Origin of the sequence: Streptomyces mutomycini, from assembly GCF_001700505.1 — a bacterium.
Taxonomy (GTDB): Bacteria; Actinomycetota; Actinomycetes; order Streptomycetales; family Streptomycetaceae; genus Streptomyces; species Streptomyces mutomycini.
Window position 1 is genome coordinate 81,153 of record NZ_MAPV01000116.1, and the last position, 13,833, is coordinate 94,985.

At 70.4% G+C, this 13,833-nt stretch carries 13 protein-coding genes and 4 pseudogenes; 12 read left to right on the plus strand and 5 right to left on the minus strand.

Going from position 1 to position 13,833, the window contains the following annotated elements:
• Positions 1-235 precede the first annotated feature (235 nt).
• Positions 236-448 (minus strand): annotated as a pseudogene (locus BFF76_RS31435) (transposase family protein); the annotation flags it as partial.
• A 220-nt stretch (positions 449-668) separates the two neighbouring features.
• On the opposite strand from BFF76_RS31435, the gene BFF76_RS17995 reads away from it, so the two are divergent.
• The 3 genes and pseudogenes from BFF76_RS17995 to BFF76_RS34455 all read left to right on the plus strand — a co-directional run bounded on the left by BFF76_RS17995 (position 669) and on the right by BFF76_RS34455 (position 1,915).
• Positions 669-1,052 carry a hypothetical protein gene (locus tag BFF76_RS17995; protein WP_031096165.1) on the plus strand — a complete coding sequence of 128 codons (384 nt, stop codon included), beginning with the start codon at positions 669-671 and terminating at the stop codon, positions 1,050-1,052.
• Between the two features lie 222 nt (positions 1,053-1,274).
• Positions 1,275-1,673, plus strand: a pseudogene (locus BFF76_RS33865) (transposase family protein); the annotation flags it as partial.
• A gap of 116 nt (positions 1,674-1,789) precedes the next feature.
• Positions 1,790-1,915 (plus strand): hypothetical protein, encoded by a 126-nt coding sequence (locus BFF76_RS34455; protein WP_267882493.1) that lies wholly within the window; start codon positions 1,790-1,792, stop codon positions 1,913-1,915.
• A gap of 39 nt (positions 1,916-1,954) precedes the next feature.
• On the opposite strand, the pseudogene BFF76_RS31445 reads toward BFF76_RS34455, so the two are convergent.
• Positions 1,955-2,131: pseudogene (locus tag BFF76_RS31445) on the minus strand (IS5/IS1182 family transposase); the annotation flags it as partial.
• Between BFF76_RS31445 and BFF76_RS18000 the strand changes: the two are divergent.
• The 4 genes and pseudogenes from BFF76_RS18000 to BFF76_RS18015 all read left to right on the plus strand — a co-directional run.
• Positions 2,129-2,341 (plus strand): annotated as a pseudogene (locus BFF76_RS18000) (hypothetical protein); the annotation flags it as partial. The pseudogenes BFF76_RS31445 and BFF76_RS18000 overlap by 3 nt on opposite strands.
• 178 nt (positions 2,342-2,519) lie before the next feature.
• Complete coding sequence (locus tag BFF76_RS18005; RefSeq protein ID WP_031096156.1) at positions 2,520-3,410, plus strand: alpha/beta fold hydrolase; 891 nt, start codon at positions 2,520-2,522, stop codon at positions 3,408-3,410.
• A 360-nt stretch (positions 3,411-3,770) separates the two neighbouring features.
• On the plus strand, positions 3,771-4,499 hold the full coding sequence (locus BFF76_RS18010; protein ID WP_141695619.1) for a hypothetical protein: 729 nt from the start codon (positions 3,771-3,773) through the stop codon (positions 4,497-4,499).
• A 348-nt stretch (positions 4,500-4,847) separates the two neighbouring features.
• Positions 4,848-5,504 carry a YceI family protein gene (locus BFF76_RS18015; protein WP_065848618.1) on the plus strand — a complete coding sequence of 219 codons (657 nt, stop codon included), beginning with the start codon at positions 4,848-4,850 and terminating at the stop codon, positions 5,502-5,504.
• A 6-nt stretch (positions 5,505-5,510) separates the two neighbouring features.
• On the opposite strand, the gene BFF76_RS18020 is transcribed toward BFF76_RS18015, so the two are convergent.
• A complete protein-coding gene (locus tag BFF76_RS18020) occupies positions 5,511-6,503 on the minus strand; it encodes a GlxA family transcriptional regulator (RefSeq protein WP_042836835.1) in 993 nt (330 codons plus the stop codon).
• A gap of 71 nt (positions 6,504-6,574) precedes the next feature.
• On the opposite strand from BFF76_RS18020, the gene BFF76_RS18025 reads away from it, so the two are divergent.
• The 3 genes from BFF76_RS18025 to BFF76_RS18035 all read left to right on the plus strand — a co-directional run bounded on the left by BFF76_RS18025 (position 6,575) and on the right by BFF76_RS18035 (position 9,733).
• Positions 6,575-7,891 carry an MFS transporter gene (locus BFF76_RS18025; RefSeq protein WP_051834675.1) on the plus strand — a complete coding sequence of 439 codons (1,317 nt, stop codon included), beginning with the start codon at positions 6,575-6,577 and terminating at the stop codon, positions 7,889-7,891.
• Between the two features lie 48 nt (positions 7,892-7,939).
• Entirely contained in the window at positions 7,940-8,752 is an 813-nt protein-coding gene (locus BFF76_RS18030) for an SAM-dependent methyltransferase (RefSeq protein WP_053930833.1), read from the plus strand.
• 180 nt (positions 8,753-8,932) lie between these two features.
• Positions 8,933-9,733: an SAM-dependent methyltransferase gene (locus BFF76_RS18035; protein WP_031096148.1), complete on the plus strand. Its 801-nt coding sequence runs from the start codon at positions 8,933-8,935 to the stop codon at positions 9,731-9,733.
• A 59-nt stretch (positions 9,734-9,792) separates the two neighbouring features.
• On the opposite strand, the gene BFF76_RS18040 is transcribed toward BFF76_RS18035, so the two are convergent.
• A complete protein-coding gene (locus BFF76_RS18040) occupies positions 9,793-10,812 on the minus strand; it encodes an alpha/beta fold hydrolase (protein WP_053930832.1) in 1,020 nt (339 codons plus the stop codon).
• 307 nt (positions 10,813-11,119) lie between these two features.
• Here BFF76_RS18040 and BFF76_RS18045 point away from each other — a divergent pair, with 307 nt between their 5' ends.
• Together BFF76_RS18045 and BFF76_RS33350 are read left to right on the plus strand one after the other, a co-directional pair.
• Positions 11,120-11,716 carry a hypothetical protein gene (locus tag BFF76_RS18045; RefSeq protein ID WP_065848619.1) on the plus strand — a complete coding sequence of 199 codons (597 nt, stop codon included), beginning with the start codon at positions 11,120-11,122 and terminating at the stop codon, positions 11,714-11,716.
• 94 nt (positions 11,717-11,810) lie between these two features.
• Positions 11,811-11,960 carry a hypothetical protein gene (locus tag BFF76_RS33350; RefSeq protein WP_208604856.1) on the plus strand — a complete coding sequence of 50 codons (150 nt, stop codon included), beginning with the start codon at positions 11,811-11,813 and terminating at the stop codon, positions 11,958-11,960.
• A gap of 25 nt (positions 11,961-11,985) precedes the next feature.
• On the opposite strand, the gene BFF76_RS18050 is transcribed toward BFF76_RS33350, so the two are convergent.
• Complete coding sequence (locus BFF76_RS18050) at positions 11,986-13,506, minus strand: hypothetical protein (protein WP_065848620.1); 1,521 nt, start codon at positions 13,504-13,506, stop codon at positions 11,986-11,988.
• Positions 13,507-13,833: the final 327 nt, after the last annotated feature.

A 13,833-nucleotide genomic window follows, 5' to 3' on the forward strand; every position in this document is an offset into this window, starting at 1 on the left:
AAGCCCGGGGAGGCCTTCACGGTCGCGCCGGAAGCCGAGGGGATCGATGTCTGGTTCTCCACCCTTGTCCGGGAGGGAGGCATCACGGTGTGGCCTTATGAGGACGGCCACCCGACCAGGATTGTGCTGGAGTACACAGTGACTGACGCCAACGGAACCCGGCTGGAGTGTGGTCAGCAAAGGCCCCTGAAGCCGCCCGGCTCTGAACGTGGCTGAGCTGGGTTGACCCTATCGGTCACTGGGTCAGGGCAATGTTCTGCAACTGGGCGATGCCCAGCATGGCGAGGTGGACGCCGTCGCCTCTGAGGCGGCAGTCACGGAGAATCTTCCACGCCTGCATACGGGCGAAGACGTGCTCGACGCGGGCTCGGACCTGCCTGTGAGACCTGTTGTGTTCTTCCTCCCAGGGCGTGAGTTCGGCCTGCCCGCGCTCGCGCCGGTGGGGCAGGGCTTCGGCGTAGTTGCGGTTTGAGCGAGTTGTCCTGGTGCGCGTTGGTGGAGTTCCCTGTCAAGTTCTTCTGTTCAGCTCGCCAGGCCGGCCCGGGGGCCCGGGGCGAGTGTTGCCTGCCTTACAACGCGATCAACTTCAAGGTGAACGCGTTCAGGAAGGCACACGCCCGTCACGCCGACCAGGCGCGGCACTGACGGAATCGGCGTATGTTGCGCGGATGGAAATACGCAAGATCAAGTCGCAGCCGGCGCTGCTGGTAGTCGCGGGCCTGGTGCTCGCCGGTGTCGGATTCGGGATTGGTCACACGCTACCGACGGATACTGCGACCCCGCAGGTGTTCCAGGGCACGGTCTCGGCAGTCGGAATCAACGGAGACAAGTTCGGGGTGTCCCTCGACGGTCGTCAGCCGGGAAAAAGCTTCGGACTCGGCGCCGTGCCGTGGAAGGACACCAAAGGCACCTGGCGCGAACGCAGCCCGATCGACTGCCTCAAGCCCCTGTCCCAGGGACAGCACATCAGGTTCGGCGTCGTCCGCGTGAACGATCCCGACTTCAGCACCGACCTCGTCGCCTGGGTCGACTGCTCGAACGCGACCGGCTGACCCACTCTGGATCAGCGACCGTGGCGGCCCTGTCATCTGGGAGCAGGTCATCGATAGCGTTCAGAGATCATCACGGCTTCCTCGCGGCCGGTCCCGAGCTGCCACGAAGGCGTACTTGCTCCAAGTCTGACTATGGCTTCGGCGCAGTTGCGGTGCGGGCGTCTTGTCCTGACGCGCGCTGGTGGAGTCCTGGATGCAGGGCAGGCGCGGGCTTCCAAGATCATGTGGGTGTCGAGTCCAGTGATCCCTACGGAAGCCCGTGCCTGCCCTGCATCACCCCCGAACCCGCCCGCCCTTGACCAACTTCGTGATCAGCCCGAAGCCGCCGAGGGCGAACTGCTCGGACTGCTGGGTCGGTTGGCCGAGATTGCCGATCGGCGTAGGCCCCGTGGCCCCCGCCACGGCCTGGTGTACGTACTAGCGCTCGCGGCCTGCGCGGTGCTGGCCGGTGCGACCTCACTGCTGGCGATCAGCGAGTGGCCCGCCGATGCTTCGCCGCCGGTCCTGGACCGGCTCGGCGCCCACCGCTGTCCACTGACCGGTATCCGCCCGGTGCCGTGCGAGACGACGATCCGCCGCACGCTGACCTGCCTGGACGCCGATGCCCTGGACCGGGCGGTGGGCGCTTGGCTGTCCGACCGCCGCCCCAACCAGACAGTCCGGCGGGCGGTGGCCGTGGCCCGGCAAGACGGTGCGCGGCGCCGCCGCAACTGCGGACCGGCAACGCACCCCGTGTCATGGCGACTTGGCGCGACCTCTCCATCGGCGCCGTCCGCCTGGCCGACGCCCAGAACATCGCCGCCGCGCTCCGGGCCAACTCCCGCGACCCGAACCGCCCCCTCGCCTTGCTCGGCATCACATGATCACGAATCAGACATCACCCAACTACGCCGAAGCCGTGGCCGGTGGCGGATCACGAGGCCGGTCCCTGGATAACCACCATCCGCAATCGTGACTGCGCAACCGACGGCGGCCTTGGCACCCGATTCCTCCCAGGCTTTGCAGTCGTTGCGGTTTCCGGGCGGTGGCCGGCCGACAACTACGACCCGACAGGTGTCCGCGTCGATGACCACCTGGTGGAGTTCCGGTGCGTCGAGGTCATCGGCGTGAGCGACGGAGCCCTCCCGTATCCCAGGGCGGTCACCGCGGCGGTCGACCGGCTCCAGCACGACGCCGACCTCCTTGCAGAGCGCTGTCTGCTGTTCGTCGCATGCACCCCTGCCCGGGACGGGTTGTACGTGTCGTGGTGGGGCGACCCGAGTGAGTTCCTGGTGGAGGCCGGGGTGTGACGGGCCCCGTGGCCGCTCGGGACTTACTCGGCCGGCACCACCCAGCCCTGACCGAGGGTGTACCGGAAAGGATGTGGCTGCGAGCCCCTCACCCCCGCGTGCGAAGCCTGCGCTACAGTAGAGGCGAGACGAAACGTCTCGGCTTGCCTTGGCCGCCGGCCCGCACAGGAGGATCACCATGGACCACTTCATCGACGCGGCACCCGGCGTGCGCCTGTGGGCGGAGGAGCGAGGCCCCGCTGATGCCCCTCCCCTCCTGCTCGTCATGGGCGCACAGACCTCTGGTCTGGGCTGGCCGGACGAACTGGTGGACGCACTCGCCTCGCACCACCGGGTGATCCGCTACGACCACCGTGACACCGGCCGCTCCACGTGGGCGTTCGACCAGCAGCCGTACGCCGTCACCGACCTCGCCGAGGACGCGATCACAGTCCTGGACGGCCTGGGCATCGACCGCGCCCACGTCGTGGGCATGTCTCTCGGCGGGATGCTCACCCAGCTGCTCATCGCCGACCACCCGGACCGCGTGCTGAGCGCGACCCTCATCGGTACGTCCGCGCTCAGCACCACTCCGTACGTGCGGCCGGACGGCACACGCGTTCCGCCCGAGGATCTTCCCGGCATCGCTCCCCACGTGCTGGAGATCTGGGCGCGACCGGCCGAGGAGCGCGGCCCGGAGGGCGAGCTGGACGCCCGCGTCGCGCACTGGCGGGCACTGGCCGGCGACCAGCTCCCCTTCGACGCGGAGGGCGCCCGCGCGCTGGAGCGGAAGATCATCGAGCACACCGGCCACCGCGCCTCCAGCACCGCGCACGGCCGTGCCGACACATCCGGCATGCTGCGAACCGAGGAACTGGCGAGGACCGACGTGCCCACCCTCGTGATCTCGGCCCCGGCCGAACCGGTCTTCCCTCCCCCGCACGCGCAGCATCTCGCCCAAGTGGTCCGCGGGGCGCGCACGGTCGAGATCCCCGGCATGGGGCACGCGCTCCCCCGAGAGGTCCTCGCACCGCTGACCGCCGCGATCCTGGACCACACCGGTGTCCCGGACTGCACCGGCGGACGCTGACACAAGGCGCCTGCCGCTGACGGCAGCGCGGCCCGGTCAGTCAGCCATCGCCGACGGTGGCTACCAGGGCACCTGACTGGTCATCCCGCACCGCCGCCGCCAGGGCGAAGAGTTCCCGGCCCGGAGGAGAAGCACAACCGCTCCTACAAGCAAGTCCGGAGCCCGCGTCGAGCACGCCCCACAGCGGCGGATCGCGTTCATCACGACGCCAAATTCGTTACGGGACACCCCCAACCGACCGGCGCGCGTAGCAGCTATACGCCTTTTGGCTGACGCCCGAAGCTGTCGCGTTCTGTCATTGTGCTTCGAGATGCGAACCAGGTGCCGACGCGCCCGGGCGCTGGTACCGAAGGAGCGGGAATGAGAGTGGACGGACTGCGGCGGGTTCCGGCCGTCGTGGTGACGCTTGCGGCGGTGACCCTGCTGGCTGGCTGCGGCGGCGAAGGGTCCGGAGACGGCGGAAGCGGCGCCGTGACCGGGGACTCGGCAAAGGAGAAGTCGGCGGGGAGGACGAGCGACGGCCCGCTGGACGCGGCCGGCCTTGAGAGCGTGGCGGTCGCCGAAGCCGACCTGCCCGAATACACCTTCACCGTCTTCAAGCAGGGCACCGTCCTCGGCACCAAGGGGAAACCGGCCGAACCGGCGACCTGCCAGCCCATGGAGGACATCCGGCTCCGTTCCCCCGAGCCGGCGCCGTCCGCGGCCGCTGCCCGCTCCGTCCACCCGAAGATGGACACGAAGGCCACCGACATCACGCTGTACGCCTACGCCACGGCGGCCGACGCAGAGGACCTGCTCACTCGCGTCCGTGACGCGGCGAAGAGCTGTACCGGCTACGAGGACGACATGGGCCTGAACCCGACCGTCACCGCGCTCGCCGCCCCCGACCCAGGCCCGGCCGACGAGGCTCTCGCCTACAAGCGGGAGTTGGCGGGAACCGTGCACTGGTCCCGGGTGGTTCGCAGCGGCTCCAACGTGGCCGTCTTCGGCTGGCAGAGCCTGGTCGCGCACAAGAAAGCGGGCGAGGCCCCGGACGAGGTGATAACCGCCCAACTCGAAAAGCTGACGGAGACGGCGGGCACGGACTGACTTGCCTTTCAACCTCAGGGTCCGGGCGCCTGAGTCGTCAAGGTCGTGCCGGTGCACGGGGGAAGTCGTGCTGCAGATCCGGGCCGGCATGTTCACGGGGGGATGCCCGAGATGACTCTTCTCGCCCATCGGCTGCGTGCCGCTGGTGTCGAGGCGGAGGCCCGGTGTCCTTCACCGCTGTATGCGGGCTGATCACCGACGATGAAGTCCCGCGGTGCAGAAGCCCCCACGCTCAGCTACCACCTCCGCTTCCACGAGGCGTCACCTTGTGAAGGTCTGACCACGGATGTTCGGGTTCCTTGATCAGCTCTTGCGGGAGGTACTTGCCTGAGCGTAACTAACTGTCTCATGAACCTCTTCAGCCGCAGCTCCCTGCTCCGCCGCCCGGAGCCCCGCACAGAAGAGCCGACCGCCGCATCGACGGCCGACGGTGCCGCAGTTCTGCCCGATCCCCGTCTGGCCGCTCTCACCGGAGAGTGGATGATCGACCCCGCCCACAGCAGGATCGGTTTCTCCGTGCGGCACGCCATGGTGACGACCGTGCGTGGCGCGTTCCTGGAGTACGAGAGCCGCCTCTACTTCGACGGGCGCGACCCGGCCCGTTCCAGTGCCGAGATCTCGCTGGTCACCGCGAGCGTCGACACGGGTGTGGAGCAGCGCGACGCGCACCTGATCGGCCGTGACTTCCTGGACGCCGGGAAGCACCCGCGCCTGAGCTTCGCGAGCACCGCCGTGCAGCTCATCGGCAAGGACGTCTACCGCATGACCGGCGACCTCACCATCCGGGGCATCACCCGCCCCGTGACCCTGGACCTCACGTACATCGGTTACGTCACCGATCCGTTCGGTTACGAGCGCGTCGGGTTCGACGGGACCACCACCATCAACCGTTCCGACTGGGGTCTGACCTACAACGCCCGTCTGGCCGAGGGCGGCGCCATGGTGAGCGAGAGGCTGCGCCTGCAGTTCGACATAGCCGCCATTCGCACTCCTGCCGCCGGCTGACCCCCGTCAGGCGACCGGGCCGCCGCCGGCCTCGCCCCTGAACGTGCGGCGGTAGGCGCGCGGGGACACCCCCAGTGCGGCGTGGAAGTGCGTCCGGAGCGCGGTGCCGGTCCCGAAGCCGGCGTCGGCGGCGATCCGGTCCACCGGGAGGTCGGTCCGCTCCAGCAACTGCCTTGCCCTGTCGACGCGTTGCTGGACGATCCACTGCATGGGCGTGAGTCCGTCCTCCTGCCGGAAACGCCGGTTGAACGTCCGCACACTCATCGACGCGCGGTCGGCCAGATCAGCCAGTTTCAGTGGCTGTTCCAGGTTCCGCAGGGCGTACTCCCGCGCCGGGCCCGTCGGACACTGCCCGGGTGGGGTGACCGGGCGCTCGATGTACTGCGCCTGACCGCCTTCCCTGTGCGGTGGTACGACGGTTCCCCGGGCGACCGCGTTGGCGACCTCCGCACCGTGGTCGGTACGGATCATGTGGAGACAGAGGTCGACGCCCGAGGCCACACCGGCCGAGGTGAGGACCCCGCGGTCGTCGGTGTACAGCACGTCGGCGTCCACCTCGATCTCCGGGTAGAGCTCCCGGAACTCCGCGCACGACTTCCAGTGCGTCGTGGCCCGCCGCCCCGTCAGCAGACCCGCCGCCGCCAGGACGAACGAGCCGGTGCAGATGGACGCCACCCGCGCTCCCCGGGGGACGCGGGCCAGCGCACGGGCCACCTCGGTGTGGATGCGCCCGCGTTCCTGCGGCTCGTAGTCCTCCTGGGCGGCCGGCACGACGACGGTGTCCGCGTTCTCCAGCGCCTCGGGCCCCATGTCCACGTTGATGGTGAAGTCGGTGTCCGTGGGCACGACTCCCGGCCGCGGTGTGCAGGTGACGACCTCGTACAGGGGCGCACCCGATGCCGATACCGCCTGCCCGAACAGCCGGTGCACGATCCCGAGTTCCATGGGCAGCAGCCCCGGCCGCACGAGCACGACCACCCGATGCCTCTCCTGCTTCATGGCCAGATTCTTGCAGAAGTGGTCCATCTGGCCAGTGGTTGCCCCGCGTGTGCGCGAAGACGATCGAACGCATGGATGCAGACAACGGCCTCTCGTACCGCAGTCGCCTCGGCCACCGCGCCTGGTGGGTGGCGGGTGCCGCGCTGATCGCCATCGTCGTAGCGGGCGCCTTCTCGACACTGCCCGGTCTGCTCAGCGGGCCCCTGCACCGGGAGTTCGGCTGGTCGCGCGGGTCGATCGGCCTGGCCGCCTCGGTGAACATGCTGCTCTACGGGCTCACCGCCCCGTTCGCCGCCGCCCTCATGGACCGCTTCGGCATCCGCCGCGTGGTGGTCGTCGCCCTGCTGGTCATCGCGTCGGGAGCCGGACTCACCACCCTCATGACCTCGGCCTGGGAGTTCACCCTGTACTGGGGCCTGCTCGTCGGCCTGGGTACGGGCTCCATGGCCACGGCCTTCGGTGCCACCGTCACCCAGCGCTGGTTCGTACGGCGGCGCGGGCTCGTCACCGGTGCACTCGCCTCGGGCAGCGTCTTCGGGCAGATGGTGTTCCTTCCCGCCCTGTCCTGGACCGTGGACCACCACGGCTGGCGTCCGTCCCTCGTCACCCTGGTACTCGCGGCGTGCGCCACCGCTCCGCTGATGTGGCTCGTGCTGCGGGACCACCCCGCCGACGTCGGCCGCAGGCCGTACGGTGCCGGGCGTCACGTGCCACGGCCCGCCCCCACCGAGGGCGCGGGCCGCAGGGCACTCGCGGTCCTGCGCGACGCTGCGCGCACCCGGCCGTTCTGGCTCATGGCGGCGGCGTACGCCGTCTGCGGAGCCTCCACCAACGGCATCATGTGGACCCACTTCACCCCGGCCGCCCATGACCACGGAATGCCCGCCACCACCGCGTCCTCCCTCCTCGCGGCGATCGGGGTCTTCAACGTGATCGGCACCGTCGCGTCCGGGTGGGCCACGGACCGCCACGATCCACGACGGCTGCTCGCGGTCTTCTTCGCCCTGCGCGGCCTGCTCCTGACAGGTCTGCCGCTGCTGATGAGCGCCACGGTGCAGCCGTCGATGATGACCTTCGTCGTCGCCTTCGGTCTGCTCGACCTCGCGACCGTCCCGCCGGTCATCGCGCTGTGCCGCGAGTTCCACGGCGACGACGGCGCGGTGGTCTTCGGCTGGGTCGGCGCCGCCCACCAGGCCGGCGCCGCCCTGGCCGCGTTCGGAGGCGGGGCAGCCCGCGACGCGTTCGGGACGTACGCTCCCGTCTGGGTCGCGCTCGGCGCGCTGTGCGCCGCGGCGTCCCTCCTGTCGCTGCTCGTACGGCGGCCCGTGCCTGCCGAGCGGGCCGCCAAGCCGCGCCCGACCGCCGTATACCGGGGGCATCGGGCGTAAGTTGTGCGCTGAACGGTTCACGCCTCGGCTCAAGACGGAACGGTACTCATGACCGACCACGCGACATCCCCCGGCCACGAGCAGCAGAACATCGACACGACGGTGCCGCACTCGGCCCGGATCTGGAACTACTGGCTCGGCGGGAAGGACCACTACCCCGTCGACGAACAGGCCGGGGACGCGTACAGCACCGTTTTTCCGGGCATCGTCACCGTCGCCCGCAGCAGCCGCGCCTTCCTGGGCCGCAACATCACCCATCTGGTCACCGAGGCGGGCATCCGGCAGTTCCTCGACGTCGGTACGGGCCTGCCGACCGAGGACAACACCCACGAGGTCGCCCAACGGCTCGCACCCGAGGCCAGGATCGTCTACGTCGACCATGATCCGCTGGTCCTCGCGCACGCTCGTGCCCTGCTCACCTCGACCCCCGAGGGCGCGACCGCCTACGTCGACGCCGACCTCGCCGACCCCGACCGCATCCTGTCGGCGGCCGCCAGGACACTGGACCTCAGCCGCCCCACCGCTCTGATCCTCAGCAACATCCTGGGCCACGTCGCCGACTACGAACAGGCGCGCACGATCGTCGCCCGCCTGATGGACGGGCTGCCGTCCGGCAGTTACCTCTCCGTCAACGACGGCTCCCGGGGCGTCGACGCGGACTACGAGCAGGCCCAGGACGCGTACAACGACACCGGTGCCATCCCGTACTTCCTGCGTCCCGTCGATCAGATCACGGCGTTCTTCGACGGCCTCGAACTCCTGGACCCCGGGGTCGTATCGGTCCCCTTCTGGCGCCCGGACGCCACGGCGCCCGCTCCCGTGGCCATCGGCGAGCACGGCGGCCTGGCCCGCAAGCCCTGACCTGCCCCGCCGAACGCCCGGTCGAGGCCGGATATGTCGGGTGGTCAGCACGCGAACCAGGACGGCACTTGGCCGGGCATGCCTCAGCACCTCTCGCTCGGCGGCGGGCGGTGGATCAAGGGGTACCGTGACCGAACACGGGTCCGACCTGGCCTCCCGGCCGCACGAGGTGACGAAACCATGAACGAATACCCGCTGCCCACACCCCACCCCACGAGCGCACACCCCGCCCGCGTGTACAACGTCTGGCTGGGCGGCAAGGACCACTATCCGGTGGACCAGGAGGCAGCCGAACTGGCTGCGGGGGCCAATCCGACGATCGTGCCATCGGTCCGGGCGAACCGGGCATTCCTCGGCCGGGCCGTACGTCACCTCGCGGCGGCCGGGGTCCGCCAGTTCCTGGACGTCGGCACGGGCATTCCGGCGGCGGAGAACACGCACGAGGTAGCCCAGCAGGCCGCTCCCGATGCGCGTGTCGTGTACGTCGACAACGATCCGATCGTGCTCACCCATGCCCGGGCGCTGCTGGTCAGCGGCCCGGAGGGGCAGACCGACTATGTGCAGGCCGACGCGCGGGACGTGGACGCGATCCTCGACGCGGCCTCCCGAACCCTCGATCTGAACCGGCCGGTCGGCCTGATGCTGGTGGCGATCCTGCAGTACGTCAAGGACGCCGAGGACCCGTGGGACATCACCCGCCGGCTGCTGGACCGCCTGGCTCCGGGCAGCTACCTCGTCCTGTCCCACCCCGCGGCGGACGTCACCGCGCCCGAGGTCGCCGAATCCATGCGGATCTACAACGAGCGGGCCGCCAGCCACGCCTCGGCCACCCCGCGTACCCGGACGGAGGTCGAACGCTTCCTGGAGGGACTGGAGATCCTGGAGCCCGGCGTCGTCACCCTGACCCGCTGGCGTCCCGGACCGTCCGACACCGCGGACGACAGCCTGCCCATGTGGTGTGCCGTCGCCCGCAAGGAGTAACGGCTGCCTCCCGGCCGGCCGCTTTGCACGTTCCTGGGTGCGCAGCGGCCACTCGCGCCTCATGTGGCGCTGCGTTCGCTCGCCTCCTGGAGGTCTTGGTCCACGGCTCGGTCGAACGCGGGGTCAGGTGCGCCGTCCGTACTGCCGGGGCGGCCCGCACGGAGGTGTTCGCGCCAGCGTTCCGGGCTCCAGTCGGCCGGGGCGGTGGTGCACATGAAGTCCTCGACCAGGGCACGGAACCGGGCGGGGTCGGTGTGGAAGGGGAAGTGCCCGGCGCCGTCGAAGATCTCCAGTCGGCTGCCGGGCATGGCGGCGTGGGCACCGTAGGCGTGGTGCACGGGGACCACGCTGTCCCGTGAGCCCCACAGGAGGAGCGTGGGCATGCCCTGGGTCAGATAGCAGCGGTCCAGCATCGTGACGACCTGGCCTCGCCAGTCGACCACCGCCCTGAGCGTGCTGATGAACGCGCTGCGGGACGTGTGGTCGGGAAGGGCGTCCACGAGGTCGAGCAGTTCGCCCGCGTCCTGGCCGAGGTCGGTGTCGAGCAGCCTGATCAGCCGGGTGAAGAGGCCGACCTGGCTGCGCATGCCGGGCAGGCGAAGGGTGGAGAGCATGAGGTCGGCACCCGGGAGGGACACCGCTCGCAGGACGGGGTTCACCTCACGGCCCACACCGCCCGCGCTCACCAGGATGAGCCGGTCGGTCCGTTCCGGGAACTGGTAGGCGAACTGCATGGCCACACCGCCGCCGAGCGAGTGACCGACCAGGGTGGCCCGTTCGATGCCCAGCACGCCCAGCAGATCACGGATCCCGTTCGCGTAGGCAGCCACCGAGTAGTCGGCCCGGGGCTTGTCCGAGGCCCCGTGGCCGAGCAGGTCGGGGGCGATCACGGTGTGGTGGCGGGCCAGCTCGGGGATCACGTCCGCCCACGTCGCGGAGGAGTCGCCGATGCCGTGGATGAGCAGGATGGCGGGCCCCTCCCCCGCCATCCTGTAAGCACGGCGGTAGCCGTGGATGACCCGGTGGGACAGCCCCACGCTGTGCTCGGCGTGTCGTCCGCGTGCTGGTGCGCCGGCCACGGCACCGCCTCCGTCCGCTGCTACGACGATTCGGCTACGACGATTCCTGAGCGAGGGTAGGAGACTCCCGCGCCGAGTGGATTACCGGCGCGTTTCAGGCTCCGCCCGGGCGGTCGGGGTGCCGATCCGCTGCCCCGGGCATTGGTAACACGGTCGGTGCGGTCGCACCGGCAGACGCGCCCATCGACCAGGACCTGTTCCGAGTCCGGATCACGGACGGTCGGCAGTCGCCGGCATACCCGACAGCTTGTCAGTCACCGCTGTTACGTTGACGCGAGGATCTTGCTTCGACGTCTGGAGAGCGCGGATGTACGACGAACGGCTCGCAGAGTTCTCCCGCGACCGGCTGGACGGCCGTCCAATACCCGACGATCTGCGCGTGCTGCTTGTGGCGCAGTGGGAAGGCCGCACCGACTTCGCCCATCTTCTCCGCCTCGAGTTCTTCGAGGCGGGAGAGGTCCACCCGCTCCTGGACACCAGCTATCTGAGCGAGAAGGAACTCGCGGACCCGGAGATGCAGGCCGTCAACGCCGCAGCCGCGGAGATGGCCACGTACGTCAAACTCGTGGCGAAGGGCGGGAAGGGGTGGATCGGCTACTGGCTGCACCCCGACGAACCCGCGGACCGCGCCTGGCAGCTCATCGAGCTGGACACCGAGTTCACCTTCTGGGACCTGGCCGGCCTCACCCTGGCCGAGGGGTCCGCAGCCGAGCAGGCAAGCTACCAGGACGAGCCCGACGAACGAATCGCCTTCACACATTTGGCCGCCGAACTCGCCGAGCTCGGCCTACCGCTGAGCACCCAGGACTACGACGCCCTCAAAGACACCGAGTACGTGGTGAGCCCGGAGAAACTCATGGAGGAGCTGACCGAAGCCGAACGGGAGAAGCGCGGTCTCCGCTGAGCGGGGAGACACCAGCGCCCGGGTGCCTCAACGGGGAGGTGGTTGCCCAATTGACTGCCGCCGGTCATGAGATACCTCGTCATGGACCCGGGGGGTGCTGGAGCACGAGGAGATCTTCTCCAGCGCCGCGCGGCTGGACCGCTCCCTGGCTCTGAAAGCCCAGGACTACCGGGAGCATCTGCGCCGCGCGGAGGCGCGCACCCAGCCGATCGTCGCGGCGGCCCCGGAGGTCTCCGCCGGCTGAGCGCCGAGCGGCCGGCCCGGCCCGATCACCCGGCCGACAGCGTCCGGCCCGTGGCGGGGCCGGGCAGCAGATACGTCCGCTGGGGACCGGGGCCCCGGCCGAACGGCAGGGGAACCACCCGCGCGCCACCGGTGCCCGAAGGCGGCTCTTCGTCCTCTGCCGTCAGGACGGCCGTCGGTACGCGGCGCGCGAGGGCGCGGAGCTCCTCCGGAGTGATGCTCGCGTCGTGCCCATCGGTCTGCCGCGAGGCGCAGCCGGCGTAGTAGGCGATCGGCACGGCGTGGTCCCCGCTCACCACGCACGGCGGGCGCACCCCCAGCCGGTTCAGCGCACCCGCGGCCGAGGCGAATTCCGCAGCGGTGGCGTGGCTGGTGCGTACGACATGGCTGAGCACGGAGAGCTGGACGGCCAGGTGAGCCGTCAGGGCCAGCGTGAGCGCGGCAACGCCTGCCGGGCGCCGGGCGCGCCGCGTCCTGGCGAAGAGGTACGCCACGTATTCGGCGACCGGCAGGGCCAGCAGCGCGTAGGCGGGGAGCAGGAAGCGGGGCGCGGCGTATTCGACGAGGAACAGATACGGAACGGCGGTCGAGACCCCGGCCGCCGTCGCCAGCAGTGCCACGGTTCCGCGGCCCGCTCGCCGGGCCGCCACGATCCCGGCGGCCGTGAGGAGGGGCAGCGCCACCCACCACAGCGCGGTGGCCGGGTTCTCCCAGCCGATGTCGCAGGGGCGGCACAGGGTCCGGCCGGCCAGCGCTCGCAGGTGGTCGTCGATCGCGAGGTTCCACCCCAGCCCGCCCTGGATCTCGCCGGCCCGGTGCAGTCGGGGACCGAGGCCCCCGTAGTGGGCGTACGCCTCCGCGGTCCAGGGCACGCAGCCCGCCAGCAGGCCGCCGATGACCGCGGCGCACAGACCCGGCAGGCGACGGCCGGGCACCAGGACGGCCGCGAGGGCCAGCGGCAGTGCGAGCCAGAAGCCGTCGGCGGGGCGCATCAGGGCGACCAGTGCCACGGCCGCCCCCGCACCGGCGGCCACAGCGCGGCCGGCGTCACCGCGCATCGCCCTCGCGGCCCAGCCGGCCGCGGCCAGCGCGCCCAGGGCGCACCAGAGGTTCGGCATCGCTGCGGGCCCGTAGAACAGGGTCGGCCACAGACCGGCGAACAGTGCCCCCGTGCACACGAGTACGGGCGTGGGGAGTACCTTGCGCCAGACCCACAGGGCGACGACCAGGGCCGCGGCGGACAGCAGGGCGAGGTAGACGCGTAGCGCGGTGGTGGATGTGGTGAGCGCGGCGGCAGGTGCGACGAGATAGGAGATCCCACGTGCGCGGGGGGCGCTGAAGAAGGCGGGTGGGGCGTTGCCGCCGGCCTGGCTGACGTAGACCGTCTCGTCCCATGCCAGTCCTGAACCCGGTACGACGAAGCTCAGTTGAACGGCGGCGAAGACGACGCCGACCGCCGTCAGCCATGGGAGTGGACCGGACGTCCGCCGGCCCGGCCGGGCGAACTCGGCCTTCCGCGTCGGGCTCAGTGGCGGGCACTCCTGCATGACCGCTCCTCTCTTCGCCGGGGCCGCGGGACAGAGGTTCGCGGCCTGGGTCAACGAGGGAGCAGCGCCGGAGTCACGCCGGGCACCCCGTCGGTGATGAGCCGTCAGCCGGGGAGCCCCCAGTAGCTTCTGGGGGATGTCCCCCAGATAAGTAGGGGCCTGGCTGCATCGTTCGGGGGACGTGCCGTCCTTAGGTTGTGAGGTGAAATCAGAACACCTTCACCCACCCCCGCCGGAGGCCCTCCCGTGACCGCCCACGCGCATCCGCCGACGAAGCGCACGAACGCTTCGAGTAGCGGACGGGCGGTGCGCTTCGTCGGCGGATGC